Here is a 26,746-nt window from a genome sequence, read left to right on the forward strand (position 1 = left end):
CAGTTTGACGATGCAGCACCAATTCCAGGCGATCATGGTGCGCCAGCAGCAGGAATTGAGCGAAACGGCAGTGAAGGTCGGCACTCTCAAGAAGGTGGCAAGCTACGCGGAAACAGGGGCAGACACCGGCCGCGTTCTCACCGCGCGTTCGATGTTGACACAGATCGAGGCGCAAACCCGCGTGACCAGCCGTGTGGACGCCTCCCTGTCCTTTTACCAGGCGCGCCTGTCGGAGATTGATCAGGCGACCAGCGGGTTGCGGGCAATGATCCTGGATGCGATCGGTACCGGCAACGCTCCGACGATCATCAAGGAGGCGGAGGCGACATTCGCGCAATTCCGTGCTGCCATGAACGCCGCCGACGATGGCCTGCCGATCTTCGCGGGATCCCGTACCGAGGAATTGCCGCTGAAGGCCGCTCGGCTGGCGGACACCGCCGGTCTCGACCCGGATCTCGCATTCGACAGCGACGACATCGTGCAGTCCGCCAGGGTCGCGCCCGGCCTCGACATGACCTACGGCATAGGTGCCAAGGAATTCGGCAAGAAGTTCGTCGCCGCGTTCCGGACTATCGCGGAACTCGGCACACTTCCGGCGCGACCGAGCCAGGCACAAATGGACAAGCTCGCGATCGCCAAGACGCAGATCGACGAGGGACTGGCCGAGTTGCGAGGGGTGGATGCTCGCAACGGCCGAGCCCAGAACCGCATTGCCGACATTATAACCCGCTCGAAAGACCGCGAGATAGTGCTTACTTCCGCTGTCAGCGAAGTCGAGGACGCGAACGCTGCAAGCGTGGAGGCGGAGCTGGTAGGCAGGAAGCGGATGCTGGAGGCCAGTTTCAACGCCTATGCCATGTTAAACAGCATAACGCTGTCGGACTACCTGAGATAAAATCTCATTATCGTAAAACATTGGGCGGCATTCATATTAATGATTGCCGCCATCTTCTGTTCTAAATAAAGGCCGCGAAATTATGAAATCTGTCCTGGATATTTCCTATAGTGAAAGACGAAGTGAACGCTTCGTCGCGAACCGGCGCTCCGGTTCACGGCCGAAGAAATCGGTCGTTCATCCACGAAGGAACATCTAATGGCTCTCACGATCAACACCAACGTCGGCGCAATGGTCGCCCTGCAGAACCTGACTGCAAACAACGAGCTGATGGCGAAGACGCAGGGCCGCATCAGCACCGGCCTGTCGGTAGCATCGACCAAGGATGACTCGTCGTCCTATGTCATCGCACAGAAGCTGCGCGGCGATGTCGCCGGATTGAAGGCGGTGGGTAACTCGCTGAACCGCGCGAAGAGCGTGACCGACGTCGCCATCACCGGGGCGGAGGAAATCTCCGATCTGATCATCAAGATGTCGGCGAAGGCGCAGGAATCGGTCGACGCGATCGATACCAAGAGCCGTGAAGCCCACAATCGCGACTTCATGAACTATCGCGACAGCATCGCGACGATCGTGAAGTCGGCCGACTTCAACGGGACGAACCTGCTGAAGAGCGGCGGCGGCGACGTGACGGCGTTGCTGACCATCCAGAGCGGCACTGCTGCGCCGACCGTTCCTCCGGCGACTCCTCCGGCCGCCGGCGCTTACGTTCCGGACACGCTGACCGTCGCCAACCTCTCGCTCGATCTCGGCGGCGCTACGATCACCGTGGCAGCCAACGGCAAGATCGACACGATGGCATCGGCTACCGCGATGATGAACACGCTGAACACGACCAAGGATGCGCTGGGCGTGAAGCTGAGCGAGCTGGGTTCGGCATCGCGTCGGATCGCCACCCAGATCTCGTTCAACACGAAGCTGAGCGACACGATCACGTCGGGCATCGGCAATCTGGTCGACGCCGATATGGCGAAGGAATCGGCTTCGCTCCAGGCGCTGCAGGTCAAGCAGCAGCTGGGTGTGCAGGCGCTGTCGATCGCGAATCAGTCGCCGCAGACGATCCTGTCGCTCTTCCGCTAAGCGGAAACGGGCTTTTCCGAAAGCCCTAGGCGCAAGAGAAGCCGGGATGAGTAATCATCCCGGCTTCTTTGTGTATCACTCTAAAGAAATTATCTGTATACAAAACCGCAACGTAATCGGTGGCGGCGGAAATCGACATCGCGGGACGAGCGTTCTCTAGGTTGACGTTAGGGAATCGGTAGTTTCTGTTCCGCAGACGTGCTGGCGTGGCAAGGTCTGCTGCGTGACTTCATGCAGCACGTCGTCGCCCATATGGCTGCGTATGCGCTCACGAAGATCCCGATCGGGACGAAGAGGTGACATGAGTGTGAGTGGTTCGATGGGCCTTCCGGGCTCATCATGCGATAAGGTAGGATTGCTCAATCCCGGTGGAATCGACGGTGTCGAAGTATCTTTCACAATGAAAGTCGTTGACTATCAGGTGCTTTGGACGGCGGCCCGTGACCGCCTTTTATCCTTCGAATTATCGATCGAGGAAGTGGAGGAATGTATCGGCCCGCGTTTGGATGTTGCGCTTTCCGACTGCTTGCTAGCCTTGCTGTTTCCACTCGATGTGCCTGGCTGCATCGTCTGCAACGCCTGCGCGACGGCAGCACGTTAATTCAGGGCCCGGCGGCTTCCGCATGCTCATCGATCGAGCGTGCGGAAGCCGGATCGTGGAGAGGCGCGGCTGGCCGCCGCGACGTTTGTTGGGCGGACCCAGGGACCAGTGGCCGGCGACCGCTCGGTGAGCCGCGCCCGGAGTCCTGGTCCGAGATCGATCGCGAGAGGGTAGGTGATCGTCCGCGACCTCGGGATTGCCGTGTGCGATCGCCGATAAGGTCGCGTTGCTGAAGCGTGTGTATCGGGGTGCCGCATCAGGCCATCGCCGCGCGAGGCGGATCACGCCATTGCCCCGCATGCGTCCTGCGGGGCTCAGGTAACCTTCCGGCGTTCGCTGCCTGATGCTCGAGGAGCACCGGCGATGACGTAGATGTCGCGTAGGAGGGAGCCCGCGCTCTACGGTATCAGCCGTTGCGGCCGAGAGCCGTGTTCAGCAGCGCCATCTGCTTGCGATACAGATTGGTGAGCGTCGAAAAATCCGCACGAACCTCACCCATCTTCAGGACCTGCTCTTCTAGCGATACGGTGTTGCCGTCCGGCTTCGTTTCGCCCGTATCGGAATCCACCACGACGTGACGGCCACGCAGTGAAGACGCACCCATTGCCGTCATCGCTGCGCTGCTGGCCACTTGAGGTCGCGCGATATGCGCGATCCGTTGGGTGCCCGCGATCTGACGGTCCAGGAGATCGGAGAAATCGAGCGCCTGTACATCATGCGCCTTGAAATGCGGTGTTTCGCTGTTCGCGATGTTGCTGGCGATGACCGACTGGCGGGTAGTGGCCTGATGCATCGCGCGAACGATCGCGGCGACGAGGGGAGGTGTGGAAACCATGTCTGGTGGAACCTTTTCAGCTGGAGAGGCGCGCGAGGGCCGCGCGGTAAGCCGCCGTTCGCGACTCGGTGTAGCGATCGCCTCGGGAATTGCCGCTAAGGAGCGCAGCCTTGGTCTGATCCCAGTATAAGGAGCGATAGCCGCTCTGCGCGATGGAGATGGCGGACTTGAGCTTGCCAAGCGTCAATTGCGCACTCGCCTTGGTGTCGACGGTCAGGGCGCGTGAGAGATCCAGCGCGTAGTCGCCCCCCGGCTTCACGAGCGAGGCCGGCCCGCCTCCACCGACGCTGGCTTTCAGGGTCCGGGGGGACAGGCCGAGTTTGGCGAGCGCGTCGCTTCCCTTCTTGCCGGCGACAAGCGTCACGCTGTGGCCGGGCAGAGCGCCGAGCGACAATTGTCGACCATTGGTTGCGACCGCAGTGGAAACTGTCGCTGCGCGGCCGATTTTCAAGGACATCCGGCGCGTCAGTGTCTCCAGCGTATCGTCGGCGGCGATCGTGAACGTGATCGGGCGTCCGCCGTCGACGCTTACCGCGAAAGTGTCACCGGCATTGAGGGAAGTCGTCGCGGTCAGATTTTGCGAACCGACCGGGGCCAATTCGCCGTTCGGCAGGCCAAGTGCCTGCAACGATCCACCACCACCTGCCAGCGTGACGATCCGGACGGGACCGGTCGTTACCTGACCCTGACCGAATTGGCTTATGCCGCCCACGGCGCCGGCGGCAGCATCCACATGTGCGACGAAGCCGTCGACGGGCCCTCGCGGAGCATTTTTCAACGCGCTGTCGGTGCGCCCGCCGACGTGGATATTGCTTCCCAGAAAGGCGATGGAGTCGATCTGGTCGTCGCCGCCGGTGCCGATATAGGTCGTGCTCGCGCCGGCTAGCGCGGCGTCCACCCGGGCGACGAACCCGTCGCGCGCTCCACTCGGAGCGTTGGCCTGCGCGCCGCTGATCCGGGCGTCGGTCGTTCCCGCCACAGCGATCGTGCCGTCGGCTGCCACGGCCAGCGCCCGTCCGTCAGCCGTGCCCAAGCTGAGGGTCGCGAGATCGTTGCCGATCGCGGAGGCGGACACGAGCGACATACTGGTCGTCCCGCCGGCCCGGGTCAGGGCGACGACGTTGCCGTCCTTGCCGACGGCGAGCGCGGAGACGTTGTCGACGCCGCTCAGATCGCGTCGCTGGACCATGCGCCCGGCATCGTCGATCTGTAGCAGGTAGGCACTACTCGCTTGAGCGCCTCGACCCCCGACGAAGACCGCTCCGTTTGCGCCGACCGTCAACGCCGTGCAGGTGTCGTTGCCGATCGCGCGAACGACATTTTGCATCATGGTATCCCCGCGAGCCGAGAAGCGGGCCACGACGATATCCTGATCGGTCGAATCGGTATACCGGATTTCGCCAGTGGTGGGATTGCGGATGGGGATCCGCGCCTTGGCATGGCCCGCGACGGTGACCGCGCCTGCCGCATCCACGGCGACCGCTGCTCCATCGGCGTCGCCGGTTACGCCGAGCGTGCGCTGCCAGATGATCGCGCCGCGGCTATCCACCTTCGTCAGGTAAAGGTCACGCCCGCCCTCTGACACGACGCCGCCGAAGTCGCCCTTGGTCGTACCGACTAGATAGCTGTTGCCCGATCCGTCGCCCGCCGCGGCGCGTACGTCGAGATCGGCATGCACCGTGGGATCGATCGTCGGCAACGCGACACCCTTCGGCAATTTCATCGGCTTTGCGGCCTTTTGAAGCAGGGTCGCACGCTCGGTCGCGAGCCGGTCCGTCGCCGATAGGGTCGCAAGCCGACCGATCGGCGACGTCGCGCCGGCCGGATCGTTCTGGCGCCGAAGCGCGACGGTCGCCCCGTCAGGGGTGGTAGCGCCGTTCGATCCCGTAGCCTGACCGTTGACGATCATCAACGCATCGGGCGCGCCCGCCTGACGCACCGTGACCCGCTCCGATTCAGGCAGTTCGTAGGCCATGCCCCAATTGTCGCCGTCGATCCGCACAGCTTTGAACCGCGTTTGCCAACGCGATATCGTTTTACCATCCTTGTCCTTGATCGGTACGCCTTTGTCGTCCTTGATGACGGTCGCGCCGACTGCGTCATTCAGCGCGGTGACGACGGCCGCCAGCGTCGGCGGCTGCGCCAGCGTGGACAGATCGACCACCAGATCTTCGCTATGCCCGTTCTTGGCGAGATGGATGGCGATCCGCTCGGTGCCTGCGAGACCTGGGATCGAACCGGCGCTGCCATTGGTGATGGGCCTGGCTGCGACCTTGCGGGTCGCTGCAGCGCTGATCACCGACGACTTCACGGTGCGACCTATGCTGTCGAAGCTTAGCCTGAGCTTATCGCCCTCGGCCGACTGCATGAAACCCTGAAGATCGGCCAGACCCCTGTCGAAGCTTTTCTGCAACGCGGCCCGTGCCGTCGTCGAATTGGCCTTCACCGCCGCCTCGGCGATGATCTGCAGTCGATCGAGCGCCTTATAGACCGTGAAGCTGTTCTGCACGTCCCGGTTTCCTCCGGCCGCGGGGTCGGACTTGCTGTCGATGATGGTCTTCATCGCCAACGTTCTGCCCACAGCGGCACCCTTCGCCGCAGCCGAATCCGGCCCCGACCCGCTTTGCCATGGCGCGATCGTCTTGGGCGCAGTGAAGGCGGCCTTCGCCTTGCGTACCGCCGGTAGCTCGATGGCGGGGAAGCGCGAGAAGTACGAACCCAGCGCGCTCGATCCTCCGAACAGGCCCAGCGCGGTCAGACTGCCGAAGATCTTCGTCATAGTATCACTCCTTCGGCCCGTACCGTCGACCTCATCCTATAAATAGAAAGGAATGCGGATCTGCGCGTCTCAGCGAGCTGGATTTTGGAGCAACCGGGCATGAATATGATGGCGTCGATCGCGGAGCCGGCGGAAGTCGGCCGGTATAATGGCCTCGAACGCGCCGCCGCGCTGATGCTGGCTCTCGGGGAAGAACATGGTGCGCCGATCTGGCGCGGGCTGAGCCTGGACGAGGTGAAGGAACTGTCGACCTGTATCTCGTCGCTTGGGCGCGTGCAGTCCAGTTCGATCGAGTACCTTCTGCGCGCCTTCACCAGCGAAGTGGCCGGGATGCGGAACCTGCATGGTTCCTTCGACAGTACCGAACGGCTGCTCGCGGCGGTCCTGTCGCCCGAGCAGGTCAAGGAAATCATGGAGGATATTCGCGGTCCTGCCGGACGGACGATGTGGGACAAGCTGTCCAACGTCAGCGAGACGGTATTTGCGGGTTACCTGAAGAACGAACATCCCCAGACCGTCGCCGTCATCATGCAAAAGCTGCGTCACGATCATGCGGCTCGCGTTTTGGGCGAACTGCCGATCGAGATGGCCAACGACGTGGTGCTGCGCATGCTGCGCATGGACACGGTGCAGAAGGACGTCATCCAGCAGGTCGAGGTCACGCTGCGCGGGGAGTTTATGAGCAACCTGGCGCGGGCACAACGCGTCGATCCGCACGATGCGTTGGCCGAGGTCTTCAACGCCCTCGATCATACGACCGAAGAACGGATGCTGCGTGCGCTGGACGAGAGTGCGCCGGAATCCGCCGAACGCATCCGGTCGCTGATGTTCACTTTCGAAGATCTGGGGCGGTTGCTGCCGTCGGCGGTGCAGGTGATCGTGCGTCAGTGCAACAAGCGAGAACTCGCCCTCGCGCTGAAGGGCGCGCCGGAGGATATCAAAACCCTGTTCCTGGGCGTCATGAGCACGCGTGCTGCCAAGCTGATGCGGGACGATCTGGCTGCCATGGGTCCGATCCGGGCGCGCGACTGCGAAGAGGCGCAGGGGTCGCTCGTCCGGCTCGCCAAGTCCCTCGGGGAACGCGGCGAGATCATCCTCGCCGATCCGAAAAGCGACGAGTTGATGATCTACTGAGCGACGATGAGGGAAGCGACATGGACATCAAACCATTTCAATACGGCCGCTCATTTCCACACCGGCGCAACGATGCCGCCGGCGCTTTGACCGATGATCTGCTGGCACAGGTGACGGGGCTGCGCACCGAGCTCGACGAACAACGCCGCGCGGCCGAGACGAACACGATCGAGGCGCAGCGGCATGGTTTCGAGCAGGGATTGGCGCAGGGCCGCGAGGAAGCCGGAGCGGCGTTGCTGGCGGCTGTCGATGCATTGCACGCCGGGCTCGAGGATCTCGACGGGCGCCTGTCGGACCATGTCCGTGTCATCGCACGCGAGGCGGCGGAGACGGCGTTGACGGCGGCAGACCTGCTTGCCGGTTTTGCAGTCGTCGCGGCACCTGCACGCGCGGTGGAGGAGGCATTGCGACGGGTGATCGGCGATCTGGCCCGCGGCACCACCATCGTGATCCATGTTCATCCGTCGATGCTGGATGCGCTGACCAGCCGCCTTGCTGCGCTGGCGACAAGCGATCGCCGAAAGCCGACGATCACCCTGGCCTCCGACGAAGGCATTCCCCGAGGTGATGGCCGTATCGACTGGGGAGGCGGCGGCGTGGCTATCGATGCAGGCATGCGCCGCGCCCATGTTCTTGGCGAGCTGGAGCCGTTTCTTCCGACCGCTGGTCAGGCGAGCGACGAAGAAGAGGCCGACGAGGACAAAGTTGCCGACGAGGAAAATCCTGCCAACGATAATGTCCTATAATGGTCCGGAGGGCACCCGCCTTTCTCCAACGTCATGAGGCCGGTCTTGAAGGATTTGCGAACATTGATGGCACAGCTCGGTCGGCGGCGATTGTTGTTGATCGGAGGCGTCGCGCTGGCTCTGCTGATCGGTCTTGGAACGTTGGCGATCGGCAAGGCCGCGCCCGCCATGGGCTATCTGTACACGGACCTCGACCCCTCGGCTGCCGCGACGATCACGGAAAAGCTGAAAGGGCAGAATGTTCCTTTCACGCTGTCGTCCGATGGAAAGGCGATCATGGCGCCGGTCGACCGGCTGGCCGACCTGCGGATGGACTTCGCCGGTGAGCGGCTCGGCGGCAAGATCGGCTACGACGTGCTCGATCAGGAGGAGCCGTTCGGCGTCTCTTCCTCGCGTGCCAAGATCAATGAGACACGCGCGATCGAGGGCGAACTGTCGCGCTCCATCGAGAGCCTGGATCATGTCGAGCATGCCCGCGTCCACATCGTCATGCCCGAGCGAGAAATCTTCGCCACAAAGGCGCGCGCGGCAAGTGCTGCCGTCACGTTGAAGACGAGCGGCAGGCTATCGCCCGAAGCCGTCGAAGCAGTGCGCCATCTGATCGCGGCATCGGTGCCGGACCTGTTGCCGACCAGCATTTCCGTGGTCGACCAGACCGGTGCGTTGCTGGCGCGGGCCGGGGAGGCGGGATCGAGTGGCGCGAGCGATCTGGATAGCCGACAGACGGCCGTCGAGGCCCGCATGCGCGAGCAGATCGAGACGATGCTGGAGCCGATCGTCGGCGCCGGTCACGTCCGCGCTGAGGTTTCGGCACTGCTCGAACGCAATCATGTGACCGAGGAAGCCGACGTCTTCGATCCCGACACGCAGGTAATCGGTCATCAGGTCACCGTGGACACCAATGCCCAGAACGACGCGACATCGCCGGGGGCGGAAGGCGCAACGGTCAGCACGCAGTTGCCCGACGCGGCCGGGCGCATCGCCGGAGGATCTGGCGAGACGCAACGCTCCGCGAACCATGAGACGTCGGAGGACACCACTTTTCAGAACAGTCACAAGCGTATCGTCAGCGAATCCCGGCCGGGCAAGATCGAGCGTCTCTCGGTTGCGGTGATGGTCGACGGCGCTGCGACCGCCATGACCAAGCCGGAACTGGCACGGATTACCCGACTGGTTCAGAATGCGGTGGGTTACGACGCGGACCGCGGCGACGCGGTCGCTGTCGAGGTGATGCGCTTCGCCGCCGCCGAGCGTGCCGCCGCGGAAGAGAGCAGCTTGCCCTTGGGATTGACGCCCGGCGACCTGCTCGGGCTGGCGAAATGGGCGATCGGCGCGGTCGGTCTGGCCTTCGCGGCCTGGCTTGTACGGGGATGGTGGCGGCCCGTGAGCGACGCGGGCGACGTCGATGCCGGGTTGCCGGATGCGACGCCGCTCGCCCTGCCACCCGGCGAAGACAGCGAACAGGTGCGGCTGGAGGATCAGACCGTGCCCAACGATCTGGCGTTACTGGATCAGGATATAGCGCTGGCACAGGTCGATGGCAGCATCCGGCTCTCCGCGCTCAAGCGCATCGGCGACACGATCGCCGCCAGCCCGGGCGAGTCTGTGACCGTCATTCGGCAATGGATGAACGCCTGAGGAGGTATGATGATGGAAGACCCTTCGCTCAACGATGCATTCGCACTTGGCATCGAGCCGCTGGCCGATCCGATCGATATATTAGCCGCACAAGGCGCTGCCGCGGGACCGAGAACCACTTCCGGCCCGACACCATTGTCGGCGGACGATCTTGACGCGGTTATGAACGTGCCGGTTCGGGTGCGCGCGGTATTGGGACGCGCGCGGATGGACCTGGAGCGGCTGTTGCGGCTGCAGAGCGGCGACGTGATCGAGCTGGACCGTCGCGCAGGCGAACCGATCGATATCTTCGTCAACGATCGTTTTGTCGCGCGTGGCGAAATTGTGCTGATCGACGACGTGCTTGGAGTTACGCTAACCGAAATCGCGCGGCGCGGACAGTGATGCGCCGTATCGACGATCCGCCGGGCCGATTGATGCTGATCGGCGACCGGCGCCAAGTACTGGATGCCGCCCTGGAAGTGACCCGGCGGGGCGGCCGGCTGTCGGTGATCGAATGTGACGTGGCCATGCTGTCGCGGCTCGCCGCCTCGGGTACGCAGCTGTTGACGGTCGAACCGGGTACACGCCCGTCGTCGCTCGCCGCCCGCTCCGATGACCAGATCGAGACTGCGCCGCCGCAGGTGGAACCGCTGGTCGGTTGTACGCTCACCGATGTGGAACGGGCGTTGATCCTGGTAACGCTCGCCTATTGTCACGGTAACCGGACGTCGGCCGCGCAGGTGCTCGGCATCTCCGTCCGCACGATGCGCAACAAGCTGCGCCTGTTCCTTGATGAGGGGATCGACGTGCCGCCAGCACCTGTCCACGGTCTGGCCGGACGATCGGCATGAGCGGTCTCACGCTGCCGCCAGCCGTACGGACGGTGCTCGAACGGCTGGGACCGGGCCGCGACCTGGCTCTGGCGGGTGGCGTGCTGTCGATCATCGCGATGCTCGTACTGCCGATGCCGGGCTGGTTGCTCGACTTCGGGCTGTCGCTGTCGATCACTGCATCGGTGCTGATCCTGATGACGGCGCTATTCATCGAAAAGCCCCTCCAGCTGTCGAGCTTTCCGACGATCCTGCTGATCGTGACGATGTTGCGGCTGGGCCTGAATATCGCGTCGACACGGTTGATCCTGGGGCATGGGCACGAGGGCCATCATGCCGCCGGCGGGGTGATCGGCGCGTTCGGCGAGTTTCTGATGGGCGGCGAGACGATCATCGGCTTGACGATCTTCGCCATCCTGATCGTCGTCAACTTCGTCGTCATCACCAAGGGCGCGGGCCGGATTGCGGAGGTCGGCGCACGCTTCAGTCTGGACGCGATGCCGGGCAAGCAGATGGCGATCGACGCCGATTTGTCAGCCGGCCTGCTCACCGAGCAGGAAGCGCGTGATCGACGGGCGGAGCTGGAGGCGGAAAGCGGCTTCTATGGCGCGATGGACGGCGCATCCAAGTTCGTGAAGGGCGATGCGATCGCCGCATTGGTCATCACCGGCATCAATATCGTCGTCGGGCTGACGATCGGCGTGCTGATCCACGGCGTGCCGTTCGGCGACGCATTCCGCACCTACACCATCCTGACCGCAGGCGAGGGACTGGTCAGCCAGATCCCCGCGCTGATCGTTTCGATTGCGGCGGGTCTGCTCGTTTCGAAGGGGGGTGTAGCCGGAAAGACGGGCGCGGCGCTAGGCGAGCAGCTCGGCCGGTATCCCAAGGCGTTCGGCATGGTCGCGGCGCTGTTGACGGCGCTCGCCTTCATCCCCGGCCTGCCGTTCTTCCCCTTCGCTCTGCTGGCGACGTGTTGCGGCGTGGCAGCGTGGCAGATGTCGCAGCGCGCCTGGCGCGAGACCGCCGCGGAGACGGCGCGCGTGGCCCTTGCCGAACAGGCGGAGGCCGACACCGACGAGCCGATCGCGCGAACGATCGCAATCGATGCGATCCGGGTCGAGCTTGGATATGCGCTGTTGCCGCTGATCAACGATTCCGCCGCGGAACCGCGACTGGACGATCAGGTTCGTGCGCTGCGCCGGCAGCTGGCGGCCGACTACGGCTTTGTCCTGCCGGCGGTGCGCATCCTCGACAGCATGAGCCTGCAGGCGAACGAATATGTCGTCCATGTGAAGGATACCGAGGTCGCCCGTGGCGAATTGCGGATCGACAAGCTGATGGTCATCGCGCCGGGCGGGGCCGACAGCGGGTTAAGCGGCGAACCAACGCTTGAACCCGTCTTCAAGCTGCCTGCCCTGTGGATCGATCGCAGCCTTCGCGAGGAGGCCGGGCTTCGCGGCCTGACGGTCGTGACCTGCGGGACGGTGGTCACCACCCATTTGACCGAGGTGGTGAAGGCGAACCTGCCGGATCTGCTGTCCTATTCCGAAACGCAGAAGCTGCTGACCGACGTCCACAAGGACGACGCCAAGCTGATCGCGGAGATCGTTCCGGCGAAGATCTCGATGTCGGGCCTGCAGCGCCTGCTTCAGATGTTGCTGGCGGAGGAGGTTTCGATCCGTGACATGACGACCATTCTCGAAGGCGTTGCGGAGGCTACCGGGTTTACGCAGAGCATCCGTACGATGGCCGAGCATGTCCGCTCCCGGTTGTCGCGGCAAATCTCCGCGCAGCACACCCGCGACGGCACCATTCCGATCATCACGCTGGGACCGGCTTGGGACGCATGTTTCGAGGAAAGCATCGTCGGCGATGGTGACGAGCGACAGCTGGCGATGTCCCCGACGCACCTGCAGCGCTTCGCAAGCGACATCCGCGATGCGTTCGAGCGGTTCGCGCAAGCCGGCGAAATCCCCTGCGTTCTGGTTTCCCCGTCCGCACGACCTTTCGTCCGATCGATCGTGGAGCGCATCCGGCCGGCCACCGTCATCCTGTCGCAAAGCGAGATCCACGTCCGAGCGCGCATCCGTACGATCGGCTCGCTGGAAGCTGCGCCATTGTCGGCGACGAAAGCACTGCGGAACGCCGCATGACGCCACCATCCGCCTATAACTACAGGGTAGCGCAGCAAGGGGCTCCAATGACGGCCGATACGATCACTCCGTTCGCGACTGCGACGACCGCTATCTCCGGCGGCACAGGCGGCGCTCAGGGCGTACCAGCGGGTTTCGCCTTGCTGATCGACGTCGCTGGAGGGGCTACGCTCTCGGCGCCTGGCGCCGCAACGCCGTCGTCTGGCCCCGCTACCATCCCGCTTGCCCTGACGACATGGCAAGCGCCTCCGTCTTTCGTCGCGACAGCCGACGCCACGATGCCGGACGAGGCCGCGATCGTGCTGGCAGGCAATGGTTCGTTGGCCGAAGCGCCTCCATCGCCTCCGGCCTCCGACGAGAAGCCGGCCGCGACCATCCCGCAGCCCGTCCCGGCTGCCTCGGCGGCGCTATCGGCAGTGCCGTTGTCTGGCGCTTTCACCCAGTCGGTGCAGCCCGGCGTGGCGGAACCGGCGTCGCAGGCGGAGTATCCGACCATCCCCGACGAAGCGGTCGCGGACGCTGATGAAGGAAACCTGTTATCGCCAGACCGCGATACCGGCATGCTCGACATCCTGACGGCGACGCCTGCACCACTGGTGCAGATCCCTGCGACGCCTGTGATCATGCCGGCACAGGGTATGGCCTCCCGAGAGTTTACGCCGCGGGGGACCTCCGGTGATGGCGAAGCCTCCGTGGAAGACGCCTCCGCGATGGCCGGGCCGGCGACAGCGCACGGGGACTCCATTCGTCCGGCGTCGTCGTTCGACTTCCCTGCTGGCAGGACGGTGCCCGAGGCGGCACCCGCCACGTCCGGGATCACTCATCGCTCCTTCGCGATCGATCTTTCCGCCGCGCCATCATCGAGCATGCCGGCCGCCTCGCCGTCGCCGGTGACGGACGCCACGTTGCGGCTTGCCTATCCCGCCGAGGCGCCGCTCGCGACCGCAAGCCTGCCGCAGGCGCATGCTTTCGGCGGTCGCCTGGGCGCGGAGGTTGGCGCGATCGTGCGCCGGCAGATCGCTGCCGGCCGCGAGGAGGTAACGGTTCGACTCGATCCTGCGGAGTTCGGTCGTATCCATATCCGCTTTTCGTTCGAACAGGGCGGCGAGCTGCGGGCGGTCGTCGCAACGGAGTCGCCAGCGGCGCTGGAACTGCTCCGCCGCGACGTGGGTCAACTCGATCGCGCATTGGCGCAAGCCGGCGTCCGCACCGATGCCGGCTCCTTCCGGTTTGACGAGGGTCAAAGCGGCGGTAGCTTTGCCCATCCTCATCCCGCGCGGTCCGATCGCCACTTCGCCGCGAACGGCGAAGGAGAAACTCCTTCGGCCCCGCTTGATCCCATCACCCACCGCGCCGCCCCATCGGGCCGTGTCGACATGCTCGCGTGAGGAATTTACGATGACCGCCATATCGTCCAGCACCACGGCCGCCGCCGCGCCGGTGACCGGTACCGCCAAGACCATCGGTGCCGACTTCAACATGTTCCTTCGGCTGCTGACGACGCAGATGAAGAACCAGGATCCGCTCGATCCGATGGATACGACCCAGTTCACGCAGCAATTGGCGCAGTTCTCGCAAGTCGAGCAATCGATGCAGCAGACTGGCACGTTGCGCGACATGCTGGCCAAACTGAATACGCACGACATGATGCTGGCGTCCGGCTTCATCGGCCGCGAGGTGGCGGTGACCAGTCCGCTGGCGGGCCTGACTTCCGGCGCACCCGCCCACTGGACCTACACGGTTAAAGGCGAGCCGGCATCTGGGACCGCGAAGATCTACGACGCGGCGAACCAGGTCGTCCGCACCATCCCGCTCTCGGAAGGCGCTTCGGGCGAATTGCGGTGGGATGGTATGCGTTCTGACGGCCAGCGCGCCAGCGACGGCGTCTACAGGCTGGTGGTCGCTACCCAGGACGCCAAGGGTTTATCACTTGATACGACGATCCTGTCGCGCGGGACGGTGTCGGGCGTCGAGTCGGGCAGTGACGGGGCAATGGTCAACGTGAACGGCGAGCGATTTCCGCTGGTGAAGGTGGCAAGCGTTCTTGGCAAGGCTGTGAAGTGATTTTTCATCCCGTGAGATAAGTGAAGGCGTGTGTTGCGCGAACGATCAGCATGATCAACGACGTGTACATGATCTCTACATCATGCTGTAGATGGCGCAACGCTGCGTTTTAAGAGGGTATATGCTTAGACTGATCCAGTCGTGTAAGGTCGAGATGGGCATGTACGTCCACGATTTGAAGACGAAGTGGATAGCGCATCCGTTCTGGCGCTCCCGCTTTGTGGTCGATCGCGCTGACATCCTCGAAAGGGTCCGTAATACTGATGGCATGGTGATGATCGATACCGATCGTGGCCGGGATGTTACGGCCAAGATCATGCGCGCCAGTCAGCGCGGTGCAGATGGATGCGCGCGGGCGCCGCAGGGCGCTCCCGGACGGCTCGACCACAAGCCGCGCATCCCGCAACATTGGCCACAGCTTAATCAGCGCGTGGATGGCACCAGGGTGATCGCGCCCGTGACATTCGGACGGGCAGATCGCGAACGCGCGCTGGCAGTGGCGCAGCGCTCGACAAGCGCGGTCAAGGCGCTGTTCGAAGGGTGCTTGCAAGGCCGCGCGATCGCGACGCCATCTGTCCTGACGGTGGTGGACGACATTGCCCGAACGCTGGAGCACAACGTTTCCGCGTTCGTCAGCGTCATTCGCTTAAAGGCCAAGGACGACGAGACCTACATGCACTCGGTGGCCGTTTGTGCGCTGATGATCTGTCTGGCGCGCGAAGCCGGTCTGCCGGCCGATACGGCACGAGAACTGGGTATGGCCGGCTTGCTCCACGACATCGGAAAGATGTCGATCGACGATGCAATCCTGAAGAAGGAAGGAGCGTTGACGACCGCCGAGCAGAAGGAAATTCGTCGTCATCCCCAGCTTGGATTCGAACTGCTGCGCGATATGGACGATCTGCCGTCCGTCGTTCGGGACGTGTGCCTGCATCATCATGAAAGACTGGACGGATCGGGCTATCCTTTCGGCCTCGGCGGTCAAGACATCACCCTGGCCGCACGGATCGCAGCAGTTTGCGACGTCTACGATGCAATGACGTCGGACCGGCCATATCGCGCGAGAATGACCCCCGCATCGGTACTGGCGCAAATGGACGAGGCGACCGGCGAGTTCGACAGTGAACTCGTGTTCTGCCTGATGCGCATGATCGGTGTGATGCCGCCAGGCAAGCTGGTGCGGCTCCGCTCGAACCGCCTGGCAGTCGTGCTACCGTCAAGGTTCGAAAACAGGTGCTTGCTGGCACGGGTCTTCTATTCGACGATCGACGCCAGTCTGCTGCCCTACCAGGACGTTGTTCTGCACGAGAAGAACGCCGAGCGCGCGATCGCCGCGGAGGATCCGACGCGATGGTTCACGAACGACTGGGGCGCGATGTCCGCCCGTATCCTTGCGGGTGAACCTGCGTTTTTGTCGAATTGATCTCCGACCATCTGCCAACGCACACACCAGATCGGCGATCTATGCGACCGCTCCTGCAACGGACGGCCCTCTGCGATGCCCTTCTGGTCCAGTGTCACGCCGAAGCGCCGATGAGACTCTCCTCCCTGTGGCGTGACCCGCGCGACCTCGGCGCGTCGATCCGGACGCAGGCGACCGAAGCCCGCCTTGGACGTTGTGATGGGAGAGGAGAGCATTTCCATGTCCCGTCGTATCCTTGTAACCGGCGCCAGCATCGCCGGTAATACCGCGGCGTGGTGGCTTGGCCGGGCCTGCTTCGACGTGACCGTGGTCGAGCGCGCGCCTTCGTTTCGGGCGGGTGGGCAGAACATCGATGTTCGCGGGAGCGGGCGCGTTGTGCTGCGTCGCATGGGGCTGGAGCAGGCAGCGCTGGAGCAAGGTACGGGGGAGGAGGGCACAGCGTGGGTGGACGGCGACGGCAGGATCGCCGCTCAGTTCCTGACCTCGGACCTGGGTTCGGACGGCTTGACCGCCGAGCTGGAGATCTTGCGCGGCGACCTTGCCCGATTGCTTTACGAACCCGCCGCCGTCCATGCCTCGTACCGGTTCGGAGACAGCGTTGTCGCGATCGTGCAGGACGACGCTGCGGCTAGCGTGACCTTCTCGAGCGGGCGCACGGAGCGTTACGACGCCGTCATCGTTGCCGAAGGCGTCGGTTCGGCGACGCGCAAACTTGTTTTCCCACGCGAGAACGCACCGCGCTGGATGAACCTGTCGATCGCCTATTTCACGATACCGCGTACCGATGACGACGATCGCCTGTGGCGCTGGTACAATGCGGTCGGCGGGCGCAGCATTTCGCTGCGGCCCGATCGGCACGGCACCACACGGGCGATGCTGTCGGTTCAGCAGCCGCCCGGTGGCGAGCAGGACGGGGACGCAGACCGTCAGAAGGCGTGGTTGCGGGAACGGTTCGCCGACGCCGGATGGCAGTCGGCGCGTGTGCTTGACGGCATGGACGCGACCGACGATTTCTATTTCGACGGGCTGCGGCAGGTGCGGATGCCACGCTGGTCGAACGGCCGGGTCGTATTGACCGGCGATGCCGCCTGGTGCGCCACCCCCGTCGCGGGCATCGGTACGACGCTGGCGATCACCGGAGCTTATGTGCTGGCGGCGGAAATGGCGGGGACGGACGATCTGCGGGCTGCATTCGATGCGTACGAACGGTCGATGCGCCCGATGGTAGAGGATGGGCAGGGCGTGCCGAAGATCGCGCCCCGACTGATGAACCCACATAGCCGCACGGGCATCCGCCTCCTACACAATGTGCTGGGTGTCGCGGGTAGGCCGTACGTGCGAAAATTGGCGAGCAAGCTGTTCAGTAACGATGGAAGGGAGCCTGACTTGTCGCGCTACGATGAGATCGCCGTGAATATGGCACCGAGTGCGCAGCCCCGCGAAGTCGCTCCGCCAAAGTCCGGCGGAGCCTCGCCGTTGGTGGCGCTTGGCGTCGTCGGTCTCGTACTGGGCGCGAGTGCGATCGTCGGACGCCGCAACGCGCCCGATCCCTCGCATCCCGCCATTCGGCGCTGGTACCGCCGGCTCGATAAGCCCGGCTATACGCCGCCCGATGCGGCGTTCGGGGCGGTGTGGCCGGTGCTGGAAAGCGGGCTTGCGGTCGGTGGATATCGCTTGCTGCGCCAGCCCTCCGGCGCGGCGCGCAACACCGCCGTCGGATTGTGGCTGCTGAATACCGCGATGGTGGGCGGATGGACGCAATTGTTTTTCCGCAAGAAGAAGCTGGGGGCGAGCGCAGCGGCATCGGCGGCGATGGTCGCGTCCGGCGCCGCCTATGTCGCGGTTGCGGCCCGCGCCGACAAGCCGGCGGCAGCGGTGGGCGCGCCGTTCGTCGCGTGGCTCGGCTTCGCCACCTTGCTTGCCGAGCGGATCCGGCGCGATAATCCGGCGAACGGGCGGTGAGCCGCGTCACCGTCTGGCATGATGGCGACTGTCTACTGTGCCGGCGAGAGATCGCGCTGATGCGGCGGCTCGACCGGCGTGGCCGGATCGATTTCGTCGACGCCACCGGCCCCGCGACGTGCCCGATCGACCGCGCCGAATTGCTGACGCGCTTCCATGCGATGGAAAGTGGCCAGATGCTGTCCGGCGCAGCGGCGTTCGGGGCGATGTGGCGGGCGATACCGTTGCTGCGACCAATCGGATTGCTGGCGCAGCACCGGCCCGTGCTGGGCCTGCTCGAGTGGGTTTACCTGCGGTTCCTCAAAGTACGCCCGTGCCTGCAACGCTGGCTCGCCGGGCGCGAGGTACGGGCATGAGGCCGCTACCCGATACGCCCGCTTCCGGGCAGGAGAGCGTATGGCAATATCCGCGCCCTGCGATCGCGCAGCCGAGCGCCCGGCACGTCCGGATTGTGCATGGCGGCATCGTGGTCGCCGATACGGCCGCCGCGGTGCGCACGCTTGAAACGAGCCATCCGCCGAGCTGGTACATCCCGCCGGCCGCAATCTCGCCCGGATTGCTGCGGCCGTCGACCCGCCGGTCGTTCTGCGAATGGAAGGGCGAGGCGCGCTACTGGCATGTCGATGTCGGCGGGCAGACGTTGCGCGATGTCGCGTGGAGCTATGCCAACCCCACGTCTGCGTTCGCGATCCTGCGTGATCACCTCGCGTTTTACGCCGGTCCCTTCGACCTGTGCGCCGTCGATGGCGAGCGGGTGACGCCGCAACCCGGCGGCTTCTATGGCGGCTGGATCACCTCCGACCTCGCGGGGCCGTTTAAGGGCGTGCCGGGCAGCATGGGATGGTGAGCGCGCATCCGGCCATTCCGTCACCGATGCTGTGGTGGAGTTTGGCGCGGTAATCTGCCTACCGAGCGGGCAATGCGTCGGCCAACTTCCGCCATGTTCGAGACGGGCGATCGGTGTGCATGCGGCGACACCGCCGCCGTGTTCTGGCTTCGTTCCGGACGGGTTGTGAAAGCGCCGCTATTGTCGAACAATATCGGCAAACGACGAACAAGGGGATGTCATGAACGAAAGAGCGATAAGCCGGCGTGCTGCGTTGCGCGGGGCGGCACTGGCGGCGGCGGGATCGATTGCGATGCCGGGGATCGCGTACGGTAAGTCGGGGTCGCCCGCGGCAGCCGGCCCATCGAAGGCCTTGGCACCGCAAGACGGTGGCGTGCTCGCCCCGCGACCGCCGATGGGATGGAACAGCTGGAACAGCTTCGCCACCACCATCACCGAGGCGCAGGCACGCGAGACCGCGGCGATCATGCGCGATCGATTACTGCCGTTCGGCTACGACATCTTCACGGTCGACATCCAATGGTACGAGCCCGGTGCGTCCAGCTACGAATATAGCGCCACTCCGATGCCCGCGCTGGACGATTACGGTCGCGTGATCCCGGCGCCCAACCGCTTTCCGTCCAGCGCCGACGGTTCGGGTTTCGCGAAGCTCGCCGCCGACGTGCACGGGATGGGCATGAAGTTCGGGATCCACGTGATGCGCGGTATTCCACGGCTGGCGGTGAAGAAGAACCTGCCGATCTTCGGCACAAGCTATCGTGCGGCGGACGTCGCCGACACCGCCAGCGTCTGTTCGTGGAACCCCGACATGTACGGCGTCGACATGACGAAGCCCGGCGCGCAAGCCTATTACGACAGCATTTTCCGCCTGTATGCCGATTGGGGCGTCGACTTCGTCAAGATGGACGACATGAGCCGGCCATATGACGCCCACGCTCCGGAAATCGAGGGCGCTCACAAGGCGATCCTCAAGACCGGCCGACCGATCATGCTGAGCCTGTCGCCTGGAGAGACGCCGGTCGTCCGCGGCGGCCATGTCCGTGAACATGCACAGATGTGGCGTATCTCCGACGATTTCTGGGATGAATGGGCGATGCTGGAGGCGCAATTCACCCGACTGGAGAACTGGAACCCGTGGCGTCGCCCGGGCGCGTGGCCCGATGCGGACATGCTGCCGCTCGGGCGGCTGGCGCTGGGAAAGCGCGATACGAAGTTCACGCCCGACGAACAACGTACGTTGATGACGCTGTGGTCGATCGCGCGCTCGCCGCTCATCATGGGTGGCGATCTTCGGCACCTGGACGCGCCGACAGTAGCGCTTTTGACCAACCGGGATGTGCTGGCGGTCAATCAGGCGTCGACCGATAATCGGCCGCACTTCGTGGCCGACGGTACGCGTGTCTGGTCGGCCCGTCCGGAGGGTGCGCCCGCCGATCGCTACGTTGCCTTGTTCAACGTCACCGACGCGCCAAAGGAGGTCGGGGTGCCGCTCGCCGAGGTCGGTCTTCGCGGTGCAACGCGCGTCACCGATCTGTGGTCGGGCGCGGCATCGGAGCGCGTGGACGAGCGGCTATCCAGGATGCTGCCGCCGCATGGCTCGGGACTCTATCGCCTGACCGCCTGAACGCCTGAGCGGCGCGCCGGCCCTGCACCGGATCGCCGCCCCTGTGCCTTGGTCGAGACACACCGATCCTGTCAACACTCGCCTCGCGCGCCCCGGATTACGTTCGGGGCGCAGGGATAGTCCTGCATCAACGACCGCCTCAGGCGCACAAAATTTTCCATTGCACCAAATGGTAAGGTAATCTATCCAGTCCTTCTGAACGAAAGATGGATGTACCATCTAAGGGAGGGGATGATGAAGAGCCGGGCTCACGTGTATCTATCGGCGATCGGCGTCAGCGTCGTCGCCCTGTGTCAATCATCGCTGGTGCAGGCGCAGACGCCGCAGTCGATCGATGCGCCGTCGGCGGGAACCGACCCGTCGATCGCGCTGCCGGCCGATCCGACCGCGGCCGCGACGCAGGACGCCGGTGCCGGCGAGGTGGTGGTGACCGGCAGCCGCATCGCTCGCTCCACCTTCCAGCAACCGACGCCGATCACGACGATCACCGAGCAGCAATTGCAGCAAAAGGCGGCGACCAACGTCGTCGACCTGCTGCGCGATGTGCCCGCGCTTCGACCCAACCGCAACAACGGCAGCGGTCGTAATCTGGGACTGGCGACGTTCAACATGCGCGCGCTTGGCTCTACGCGCACGCTGTTGCTGGTGGATGGCCAGCGGGTGATGGACAGCAGCCCGATCGCCAACGGCTTCGACATCAACATTCTGCCTGCACCCTTGATCGCGCGGCTGGACATCGTCACCGCCGGCGCATCGTCGGTCTACGGGTCGGACGCGATCACCGGCGTCGTCAACCTGATCCTGGCCGACAATGTCGAGGGCGGGAAGATCGACGCCCAGTACAACGTTTCCACCCACGGCGACCTCGGCCAGGTGTCGGCGAGCGCGATTTATGGTGGCAAGTTCGGCGGTGATCGCGGGCGCTTCCTGATCGCGGGTTCCTATTTCGACCAGCCGGACATCGTCTATCAGGGCGCGCGTGACTGGGGTCGCAACGGCGTCACTTTCATCCCGAACGCCGCCTACACTCCGACCAATGGCGCGTTCCGCCAGGTGATCGTTCCCAATGCCCGCTATTCGCAGATGACGGCGGGCGGCGTCATCACCTCGGCCGGGCCGCTGCGCAACATCCAGTTCGGCGCGAACGGCGCGCAATCCCTGTTCCGGCAGGGCACCAACGTCGGCACGGTGTGGATGGAGGGTGGCGACGGATTGATGCCGCAGCCCGATTTCGCACCATTGCAGGTCGCCTCGCGCCAGATCAGCGGTTTCGGACGGCTCAGCTACGATTTCAGCGATGACGTCACGGGTAGGCTGGACGTGCTGGCCGCCAACACGCTGGCGCGCAGCACGGGCAATTACAACACCAACAACGGCGACATCACCGTCCGCCGCGACAATGCATTTCTGCCCGCCAACATCCGGGATGCGATGATCGCCAACAACCTGACGTCGATCCGCGTGGGACGTTACAATCCGGAGCAGGGCCGCAACGAGAACTCCACCGAAAACAGCTATTATCGAGTCAGCGGTGCGTTGACCGGATCGCTGTCGGACACGTGGAAGTGGGCCTTGGGGGGCAGCTACACCTACGCCCGCTCGTTGATCCAGGGGCGCAACAACCGCAATCAGGGCAATTGGGCGCTGGCACTGGACTCGGTGATCGGCCCGAATGGCCAGCCGGTGTGCCGGTCGACGTTGACCAACCCGGGCAACGGCTGCGTGGCGGCCAACATCTTCGGGATCGGTGCAGTCACGCCGGAAGTAAACGGCTATGTGCTGGGCACATCACGGCAGGATTCCCGCTCGCAGAGCGGCATCGTCAACCTCAACCTGTCGGGAACCGTGTTCGACACCTGGGCCGGGCCGGTGAAGGTGGCGGTGGGCGGCGAATACCGCCGGGATTCAGTCGACAATCGCTCCGACCCGGTGTCGGACGTCAACGGCTGGCGGCAGGGAACCTTCGGTTCCTATTACGGCAAACTGGAGGTCAAGGAGGCGTATGGCGAGGTGTCGATCCCGCTTGCCCGCGAGACCGGTTTCGCGCGCAGCCTCGACCTCGATCTTGCCGGGCGCTTCGTCGACTACAGCACGGTCGGGTCGACGGGCGTGTGGAAGGTCGGGCTCAATTACGCGATCAACGACGACATTCGCCTGCGCACCACCTATTCGCGCGATTTCCGCGCGCCGCGGATCAACGATCTGTTCGCGCAGGCGAACATCCGCATCGGGACCGTCACCGATTTCCTGACCAACCGCACCGCCAACGTGAACTTCCTGATCGGCGGCAATCCCAACCTGGGGCCGGAAACCGCCTATACCTTCACCGGTGGCATCGTGTTGCAGCCGTCGTTCATTCCGCGCCTGCAATTGTCCGCCGACTTCTACGACATCGACCTGCGCGACGCGATCATCACGCCGGGTCAGCAGGAGGTGGTGGACCGTTGCGGACGGGGGGACCAGATTTTCTGCGAAGGCGTGCTGCGGGACGAAAGCGGCTCGATCACGCAGGTGAATGCCAATTCGTTCAACGCGCAGACCCTGAAGACACGCGGCGTCGATTTCGAGGCCAGCTACGCCTTTCCGTTGTTCGCCGGCACGTTCACCACCCGCGCGCTGGCGACATATGTCGATCGCCTGATCTCCTCCACCGCGAACGGGCAGGTCGACACGGCGGGGCAGCTTCAGGGTGGATTCGCAACGCCGAAGTGGCGCGGATCGACCACCTTCCTCTACGATCAGGGTCCGCTCAACCTGCGGCTGCTGTTCAACTATATCGGGCCGGGCACCTTCGATAACGCGTTCGGACCGCTGGACCTGAACCGCAATCATTACCCAGCGTACCTCTACACCGACATGTCGGTCACCTACGACGTTACCGACCGGTTCCAGATCTACGCCAAGGTCGAGAACCTGACCGACACAGATCCGCCGCTGCTGGCGGAATCGAGCATTACCGTCGCGCTCGCCACCTTGTCGCAATATCACGACCTACGCGGCCGTGTGGTCGGCGTCGGCGCGCGGATGCGGTTCTAGGCGGCACCCGAGTCCATTGCACGCATGGAGGACAGCGTATGAAGATCGGCTTCGTCGGCACCGGGATCATGGGACGCCCGATGGCCGGGCATCTCCAGGCGGCGGGGCACGAGCTGCTGCTGGTGCGGCATCGCTCGCCGGTTCCGGAGGAATTGCTGGCGGGCGGCGCAACGGTGTGCGGGTCCGCGCGCGAACTGGCGGCCGCCGCAGACGTCGTAATTATGATGCTGCCGGACACGCCCGACGTCGAGCGGGCGTTGTTCGACGCTGACGGGATCGCATCCGGATTGCGGCCGGAGATTTGCGTCGTCGACATGAGCTCGATCGATCCGATCGCCACCCGCGACTTTGCCGCGCGGATCATGGCGACGGGCGGCGACTATGTCGATGCGCCGGTGTCGGGTGGCGAGGTCGGGGCGAAGGCGGCGACGCTGACCATCATGTGCGGCGGCAGCGCGCCGGCGTTCGCGCGTGTCAAGCCGTTGTTCCGCAAGATGGGACAGAACGTTACCCATGTCGGCGATGTCGGCGCGGGGCAGGTGGCCAAGGTCGCCAACCAGATCATCGTTGCGCTCAACATCGAAGCCGTAGCGGAAGCGTTGCTGTTCGCCGCCAAGGCAGGCGTCGACCCGGACAAGGTGCGCGCGGCGTTGATGGGCGGGTTTGCCTCCTCGCGCGTGCTGGAGGTGCACGGGCAACGGATGATCGACCGCAGTTTCGCGCCGGGCTTCCGGATCGCGTTGCACCAGAAGGATCTGAACCTGGCGCTGTCGAGCGCGCGTGCGCTGGGCCTCGCGCTGCCGAACACCGCATCCGCGCAGCAGTTGTTCAGTGCCTGCGTCGCGCGAGGCGGGGCGGATTGGGACCATTCGGCGATGGTGCGCGCGCTGGAAGTGCTGGCCGATCACGAGATCGAGAAGGCGACGGTATGACGGCGTCCCGACGTTTCGTGCTGCAGACGCTGTCGCTCGCGGGGCTAAGCGTCGCGGGTGGTGCCTTCGCACAAGCGCGATCGCCGACCGGCGCGTTCGATCCCAAGCGCTGGTGGTTGCAGGATTATCGGATCGTCCAGACCAATTTGCGCGAGATCGACATCCGCGAGAATCCGCGCACGATCGCCCGCGCGATCCGCGATTTCGGCGCCAACGTGATCGTCTCTAACATCGGCGGGATCGTCGCCTTCTATCCGACGAAGCTGCCCTACCAGCGCCGGAACCCCTATATGCAGCGCGGGGATTTCGTGCGCGAGATGATTGCGGCGGCGCATGACGAGGGGCTGGCCTATATCGGGCGGTTCGACCTCTCCAAGGCGATGAAGCCGGTCTACGACGCGCATCCCGACTGGTTCATGCTGAACCGCGACGGTACCCCGCGCGAGTTCGCGGGGACGTATCAGGCCTGTCCGAACGGCGGCTGGGCGCAGGAATATGGGTTGCGGCTGCTGAGCGAGGGGCTGACGCGTTACAAGCCCGACGGCATCTTCTTCAATATGACCGGTTATCCCCGCACCGATTACGCCAATGTCGATCACGGCATTTGCGTCTGTGCAAATTGCCGGCGGGTGTTCCGCGAAATGTACGGGCGTGAATTGCCGATGAAAGAAGGGTTCACCGACCCGGCGTGGCCGGATTACCTCGCTTTCCAGTCCCGCACCTCCGAAGCGCTGCGGCGGCGCATCTCAGGCCATATCGCGACGCTCGCGCCCGGTGTGCCCGTGGTGCAGCACGACAGCGTCGAGCAGGTCGGGCGCGGGGAGGTGCAGCGGCGGGTCGATCGCGCCGGTCCAGAATGGGCCTATCAATCGGGCGAGCAATGCCGCGCGGCGCTGGCGCGCAGTCCCGGCAAGCCGTGGTCGTCCACCTCCACCGCGCATATCGACTATCCCTGGCGGCAGGTGACCGAAAACGCCGCTTACCATGAGAACCGCTTCGCCCAGCAAATGGGGGTGGGCGCCAAGCTGGACCTGTACCTGATGGGAACGCTCGCCGATCAAAGCGACCCGACCTATCTGCCGCCGGTATCGCGATTGTTCAAATGGCGCGCGGCTCATGCGGATGCCTATGCGGGGATGGCAGAGGCGGCACGGGTTGGCCTGTACCAGTCGGGCAGCAGCGGGCGGCTGGCCGGGAGGACTGCCTATGCCGACTATCAGACCCCGGAATTTCGCGGAATGTACGCCGCGCTGGTCGATGCACGCATCCCGTTCCGATTCGTCAGCGATGCGCGTGTCGCTGATGGCACGACGGATCTGCGTGCCGGCTTCGACGTGATCGTAGCCCCCAATGTGATGGTGCTGTCGGACGCCGAAGCAGCCGCGCTGGACGATTTCGTCGCGCGTGGTGGCGTGTTGATCGCCACCGGGATGCCCGGAGCGTTCGACGAACGTGGCCAGCGCCGCGCTACGGTGCCGCTCGGCTGTTTTCCGCTGGAACGCTATGCCGCGCCGCAGCCGATCCACGGCTGGACGCTCGATCCGGAGCAGGGGGTGGTCAAGGTCACCGGGCGCGTGCCGCTAGACGGCGTGTACATGGGCGGTACCGCGCGGGCCGGGGCGCAAGCGGTGATGCGGTTCGCACCCGACCAGCGTTATGGTCCGCCCGAGTTCAGCTATGCGATTCCCGGCGTTCCCGCGCGTGCCGACCCCGGCGTATCACGGCGCGCGCACGGGCGGGGCATGGCGGTGCATATACCGTGGTTCGTCGGTTGGCATTATCAGCGGGACGGCCTGCCGGTGCATCGCGAGTTGATCGAGCGGCTGGTCGCGCGCGACGCGCCGCCGCAACGCTTCGCCCTGACCGGGGACGGTCCGGTGGAATTGATGGTGATGAGTCGCGCAGACGGCGCCGCGTTGGTGACGGTCGTGAACTATGCGGGGCAGCGCAACACGCATTATGCGCCGCCGCCCGCGCTTCACGGCCTGCGCATCGGCGTGACGGGCGCGGTGAGCGACGCGACGGCCTTGGTAGGAAATCGTGAAATTACGGCAACATCGCCACCGGATGCCGCGGGCCGGACCTGGTTCGACCTGCCACCGGTCGACGCGTTCGAAGCGGTCTTGTTTCGCGCCTGACGCGCGCGGGTCGGCGACGCTTTCGGCGCGGCGCGCGTATCGCT

The 26,746-nt window shown here is 64.6% G+C and carries 22 protein-coding genes; 19 read left to right on the plus strand and 3 right to left on the minus strand.

All coding sequences use genetic code 11. The features are described 5' to 3' along the window. The first annotated feature begins 10 nt into the window (after positions 1–10). The 3 genes from ASE95_RS15950 (at position 11) to ASE95_RS15960 (ending at position 2,576) form a co-directional block, all read left to right on the plus strand. Entirely contained in the window at positions 11–895 is an 885-nt protein-coding gene (locus ASE95_RS15950) for a flagellin (RefSeq protein ID WP_162234712.1), read from the plus strand. 198 nt (positions 896–1,093) lie between these two features. Beyond that, positions 1,094–1,975 (plus strand): flagellin, encoded by an 882-nt coding sequence (locus ASE95_RS15955; protein WP_056638471.1) that lies wholly within the window; start codon positions 1,094–1,096, stop codon positions 1,973–1,975. Positions 1,976–2,276: 301 nt separating this feature from the next. Beyond that, a complete protein-coding gene (locus tag ASE95_RS15960) occupies positions 2,277–2,576 on the plus strand; it encodes a hypothetical protein (protein ID WP_156348087.1) in 300 nt (99 codons plus the stop codon). A 406-nt stretch (positions 2,577–2,982) separates the two neighbouring features. Here ASE95_RS15960 and ASE95_RS15965 read toward each other — a convergent pair whose 3' ends face one another. After that, entirely contained in the window at positions 2,983–3,411 is a 429-nt protein-coding gene (locus tag ASE95_RS15965; protein WP_056638477.1) for a flagellar basal body rod protein FlgB, read from the minus strand. Positions 3,412–3,427: 16 nt separating this feature from the next. Further along, positions 3,428–6,190, minus strand: a complete 2,763-nt coding sequence (locus ASE95_RS15970; protein WP_056638478.1) for a hypothetical protein — start codon at positions 6,188–6,190, stop codon at positions 3,428–3,430. 99 nt (positions 6,191–6,289) lie between these two features. On the opposite strand from ASE95_RS15970, the gene ASE95_RS15975 reads away from it, so the two are divergent. Next, a complete protein-coding gene (locus tag ASE95_RS15975) occupies positions 6,290–7,324 on the plus strand; it encodes a flagellar motor switch protein FliG (RefSeq protein WP_056638483.1) in 1,035 nt (344 codons plus the stop codon). A 50-nt stretch (positions 7,325–7,374) separates the two neighbouring features. On the opposite strand, the gene ASE95_RS17960 is transcribed toward ASE95_RS15975, so the two are convergent. Next, positions 7,375–7,584 (minus strand): hypothetical protein, encoded by a 210-nt coding sequence (locus ASE95_RS17960; protein ID WP_162234713.1) that lies wholly within the window; start codon positions 7,582–7,584, stop codon positions 7,375–7,377. On the opposite strand from ASE95_RS17960, the gene ASE95_RS15980 reads away from it, so the two are divergent. The 15 genes from ASE95_RS15980 (at position 7,558) to ASE95_RS16050 (ending at position 26,702) form a co-directional block, all read left to right on the plus strand. Further along, positions 7,558–8,070 (plus strand): FliH/SctL family protein, encoded by a 513-nt coding sequence (locus ASE95_RS15980; protein WP_162234714.1) that lies wholly within the window; start codon positions 7,558–7,560, stop codon positions 8,068–8,070. The genes ASE95_RS17960 and ASE95_RS15980 overlap by 27 nt on opposite strands. A gap of 66 nt (positions 8,071–8,136) precedes the next feature. Beyond that, positions 8,137–9,708 carry a flagellar basal-body MS-ring/collar protein FliF gene (gene fliF, locus ASE95_RS15985; RefSeq protein ID WP_235528363.1) on the plus strand — a complete coding sequence of 524 codons (1,572 nt, stop codon included), beginning with the start codon at positions 8,137–8,139 and terminating at the stop codon, positions 9,706–9,708. Between the two features lie 9 nt (positions 9,709–9,717). Then, positions 9,718–10,092 carry a flagellar motor switch protein FliN gene (gene fliN / locus ASE95_RS15990; protein ID WP_235528364.1) on the plus strand — a complete coding sequence of 125 codons (375 nt, stop codon included), beginning with the start codon at positions 9,718–9,720 and terminating at the stop codon, positions 10,090–10,092. A gap of 32 nt (positions 10,093–10,124) precedes the next feature. Further along, complete coding sequence (locus ASE95_RS17415; protein WP_235528365.1) at positions 10,125–10,541, plus strand: helix-turn-helix domain-containing protein; 417 nt, start codon at positions 10,125–10,127, stop codon at positions 10,539–10,541. After that, complete coding sequence (gene flhA, locus ASE95_RS16000; RefSeq protein ID WP_056638487.1) at positions 10,538–12,676, plus strand: flagellar biosynthesis protein FlhA; 2,139 nt, start codon at positions 10,538–10,540, stop codon at positions 12,674–12,676. The genes ASE95_RS17415 and flhA overlap by 4 nt, the downstream gene beginning before the upstream one ends. Positions 12,677–12,723: 47 nt before the next feature. Then, positions 12,724–14,064, plus strand: coding sequence for a flagellar hook-length control protein FliK (locus tag ASE95_RS16005; RefSeq protein WP_162234715.1), 1,341 nt, complete (start codon positions 12,724–12,726; stop codon positions 14,062–14,064). Positions 14,065–14,074: 10 nt separating this feature from the next. Then, positions 14,075–14,740, plus strand: coding sequence for a flagellar hook assembly protein FlgD (locus ASE95_RS16010; protein WP_056638491.1), 666 nt, complete (start codon positions 14,075–14,077; stop codon positions 14,738–14,740). A 121-nt stretch (positions 14,741–14,861) separates the two neighbouring features. Next, a complete protein-coding gene (locus ASE95_RS16015) occupies positions 14,862–16,163 on the plus strand; it encodes an HD-GYP domain-containing protein (protein WP_162234716.1) in 1,302 nt (433 codons plus the stop codon). 219 nt (positions 16,164–16,382) lie between these two features. After that, positions 16,383–18,125, plus strand: a complete 1,743-nt coding sequence (locus ASE95_RS16020) for a tryptophan-rich sensory protein (protein ID WP_082450207.1) — start codon at positions 16,383–16,385, stop codon at positions 18,123–18,125. Next, the gene (locus tag ASE95_RS16025; RefSeq protein WP_056638499.1) at positions 18,122–18,481 is read left to right on the plus strand and encodes a thiol-disulfide oxidoreductase DCC family protein; all 360 of its coding nucleotides are present in this window, start codon (positions 18,122–18,124) and stop codon (positions 18,479–18,481) included. The genes ASE95_RS16020 and ASE95_RS16025 overlap by 4 nt, the downstream gene beginning before the upstream one ends. Beyond that, a complete protein-coding gene (locus ASE95_RS16030) occupies positions 18,478–18,972 on the plus strand; it encodes a DUF427 domain-containing protein (RefSeq protein WP_056638501.1) in 495 nt (164 codons plus the stop codon). The genes ASE95_RS16025 and ASE95_RS16030 overlap by 4 nt, the downstream gene beginning before the upstream one ends. 220 nt (positions 18,973–19,192) lie before the next feature. After that, a complete protein-coding gene (locus ASE95_RS16035) occupies positions 19,193–20,596 on the plus strand; it encodes a glycoside hydrolase family 27 protein (RefSeq protein ID WP_056638502.1) in 1,404 nt (467 codons plus the stop codon). Between the two features lie 234 nt (positions 20,597–20,830). Next, positions 20,831–23,632, plus strand: coding sequence for a TonB-dependent receptor plug domain-containing protein (locus tag ASE95_RS16040; RefSeq protein ID WP_162234717.1), 2,802 nt, complete (start codon positions 20,831–20,833; stop codon positions 23,630–23,632). Next, positions 23,578–24,564 carry a 2-hydroxy-3-oxopropionate reductase gene (locus ASE95_RS16045; RefSeq protein ID WP_268795849.1) on the plus strand — a complete coding sequence of 329 codons (987 nt, stop codon included), beginning with the start codon at positions 23,578–23,580 and terminating at the stop codon, positions 24,562–24,564. The genes ASE95_RS16040 and ASE95_RS16045 overlap by 55 nt, the downstream gene beginning before the upstream one ends. Then, positions 24,561–26,702: an alpha-amylase family protein gene (locus ASE95_RS16050; protein WP_056638512.1), complete on the plus strand. Its 2,142-nt coding sequence runs from the start codon at positions 24,561–24,563 to the stop codon at positions 26,700–26,702. The genes ASE95_RS16045 and ASE95_RS16050 overlap by 4 nt, the downstream gene beginning before the upstream one ends. Positions 26,703–26,746: the final 44 nt, after the last annotated feature.

It is taken from the genome of Sphingomonas sp. Leaf231 (assembly GCF_001421995.1).
Classification (GTDB): domain Bacteria; phylum Pseudomonadota; class Alphaproteobacteria; order Sphingomonadales; family Sphingomonadaceae; genus Sphingomonas.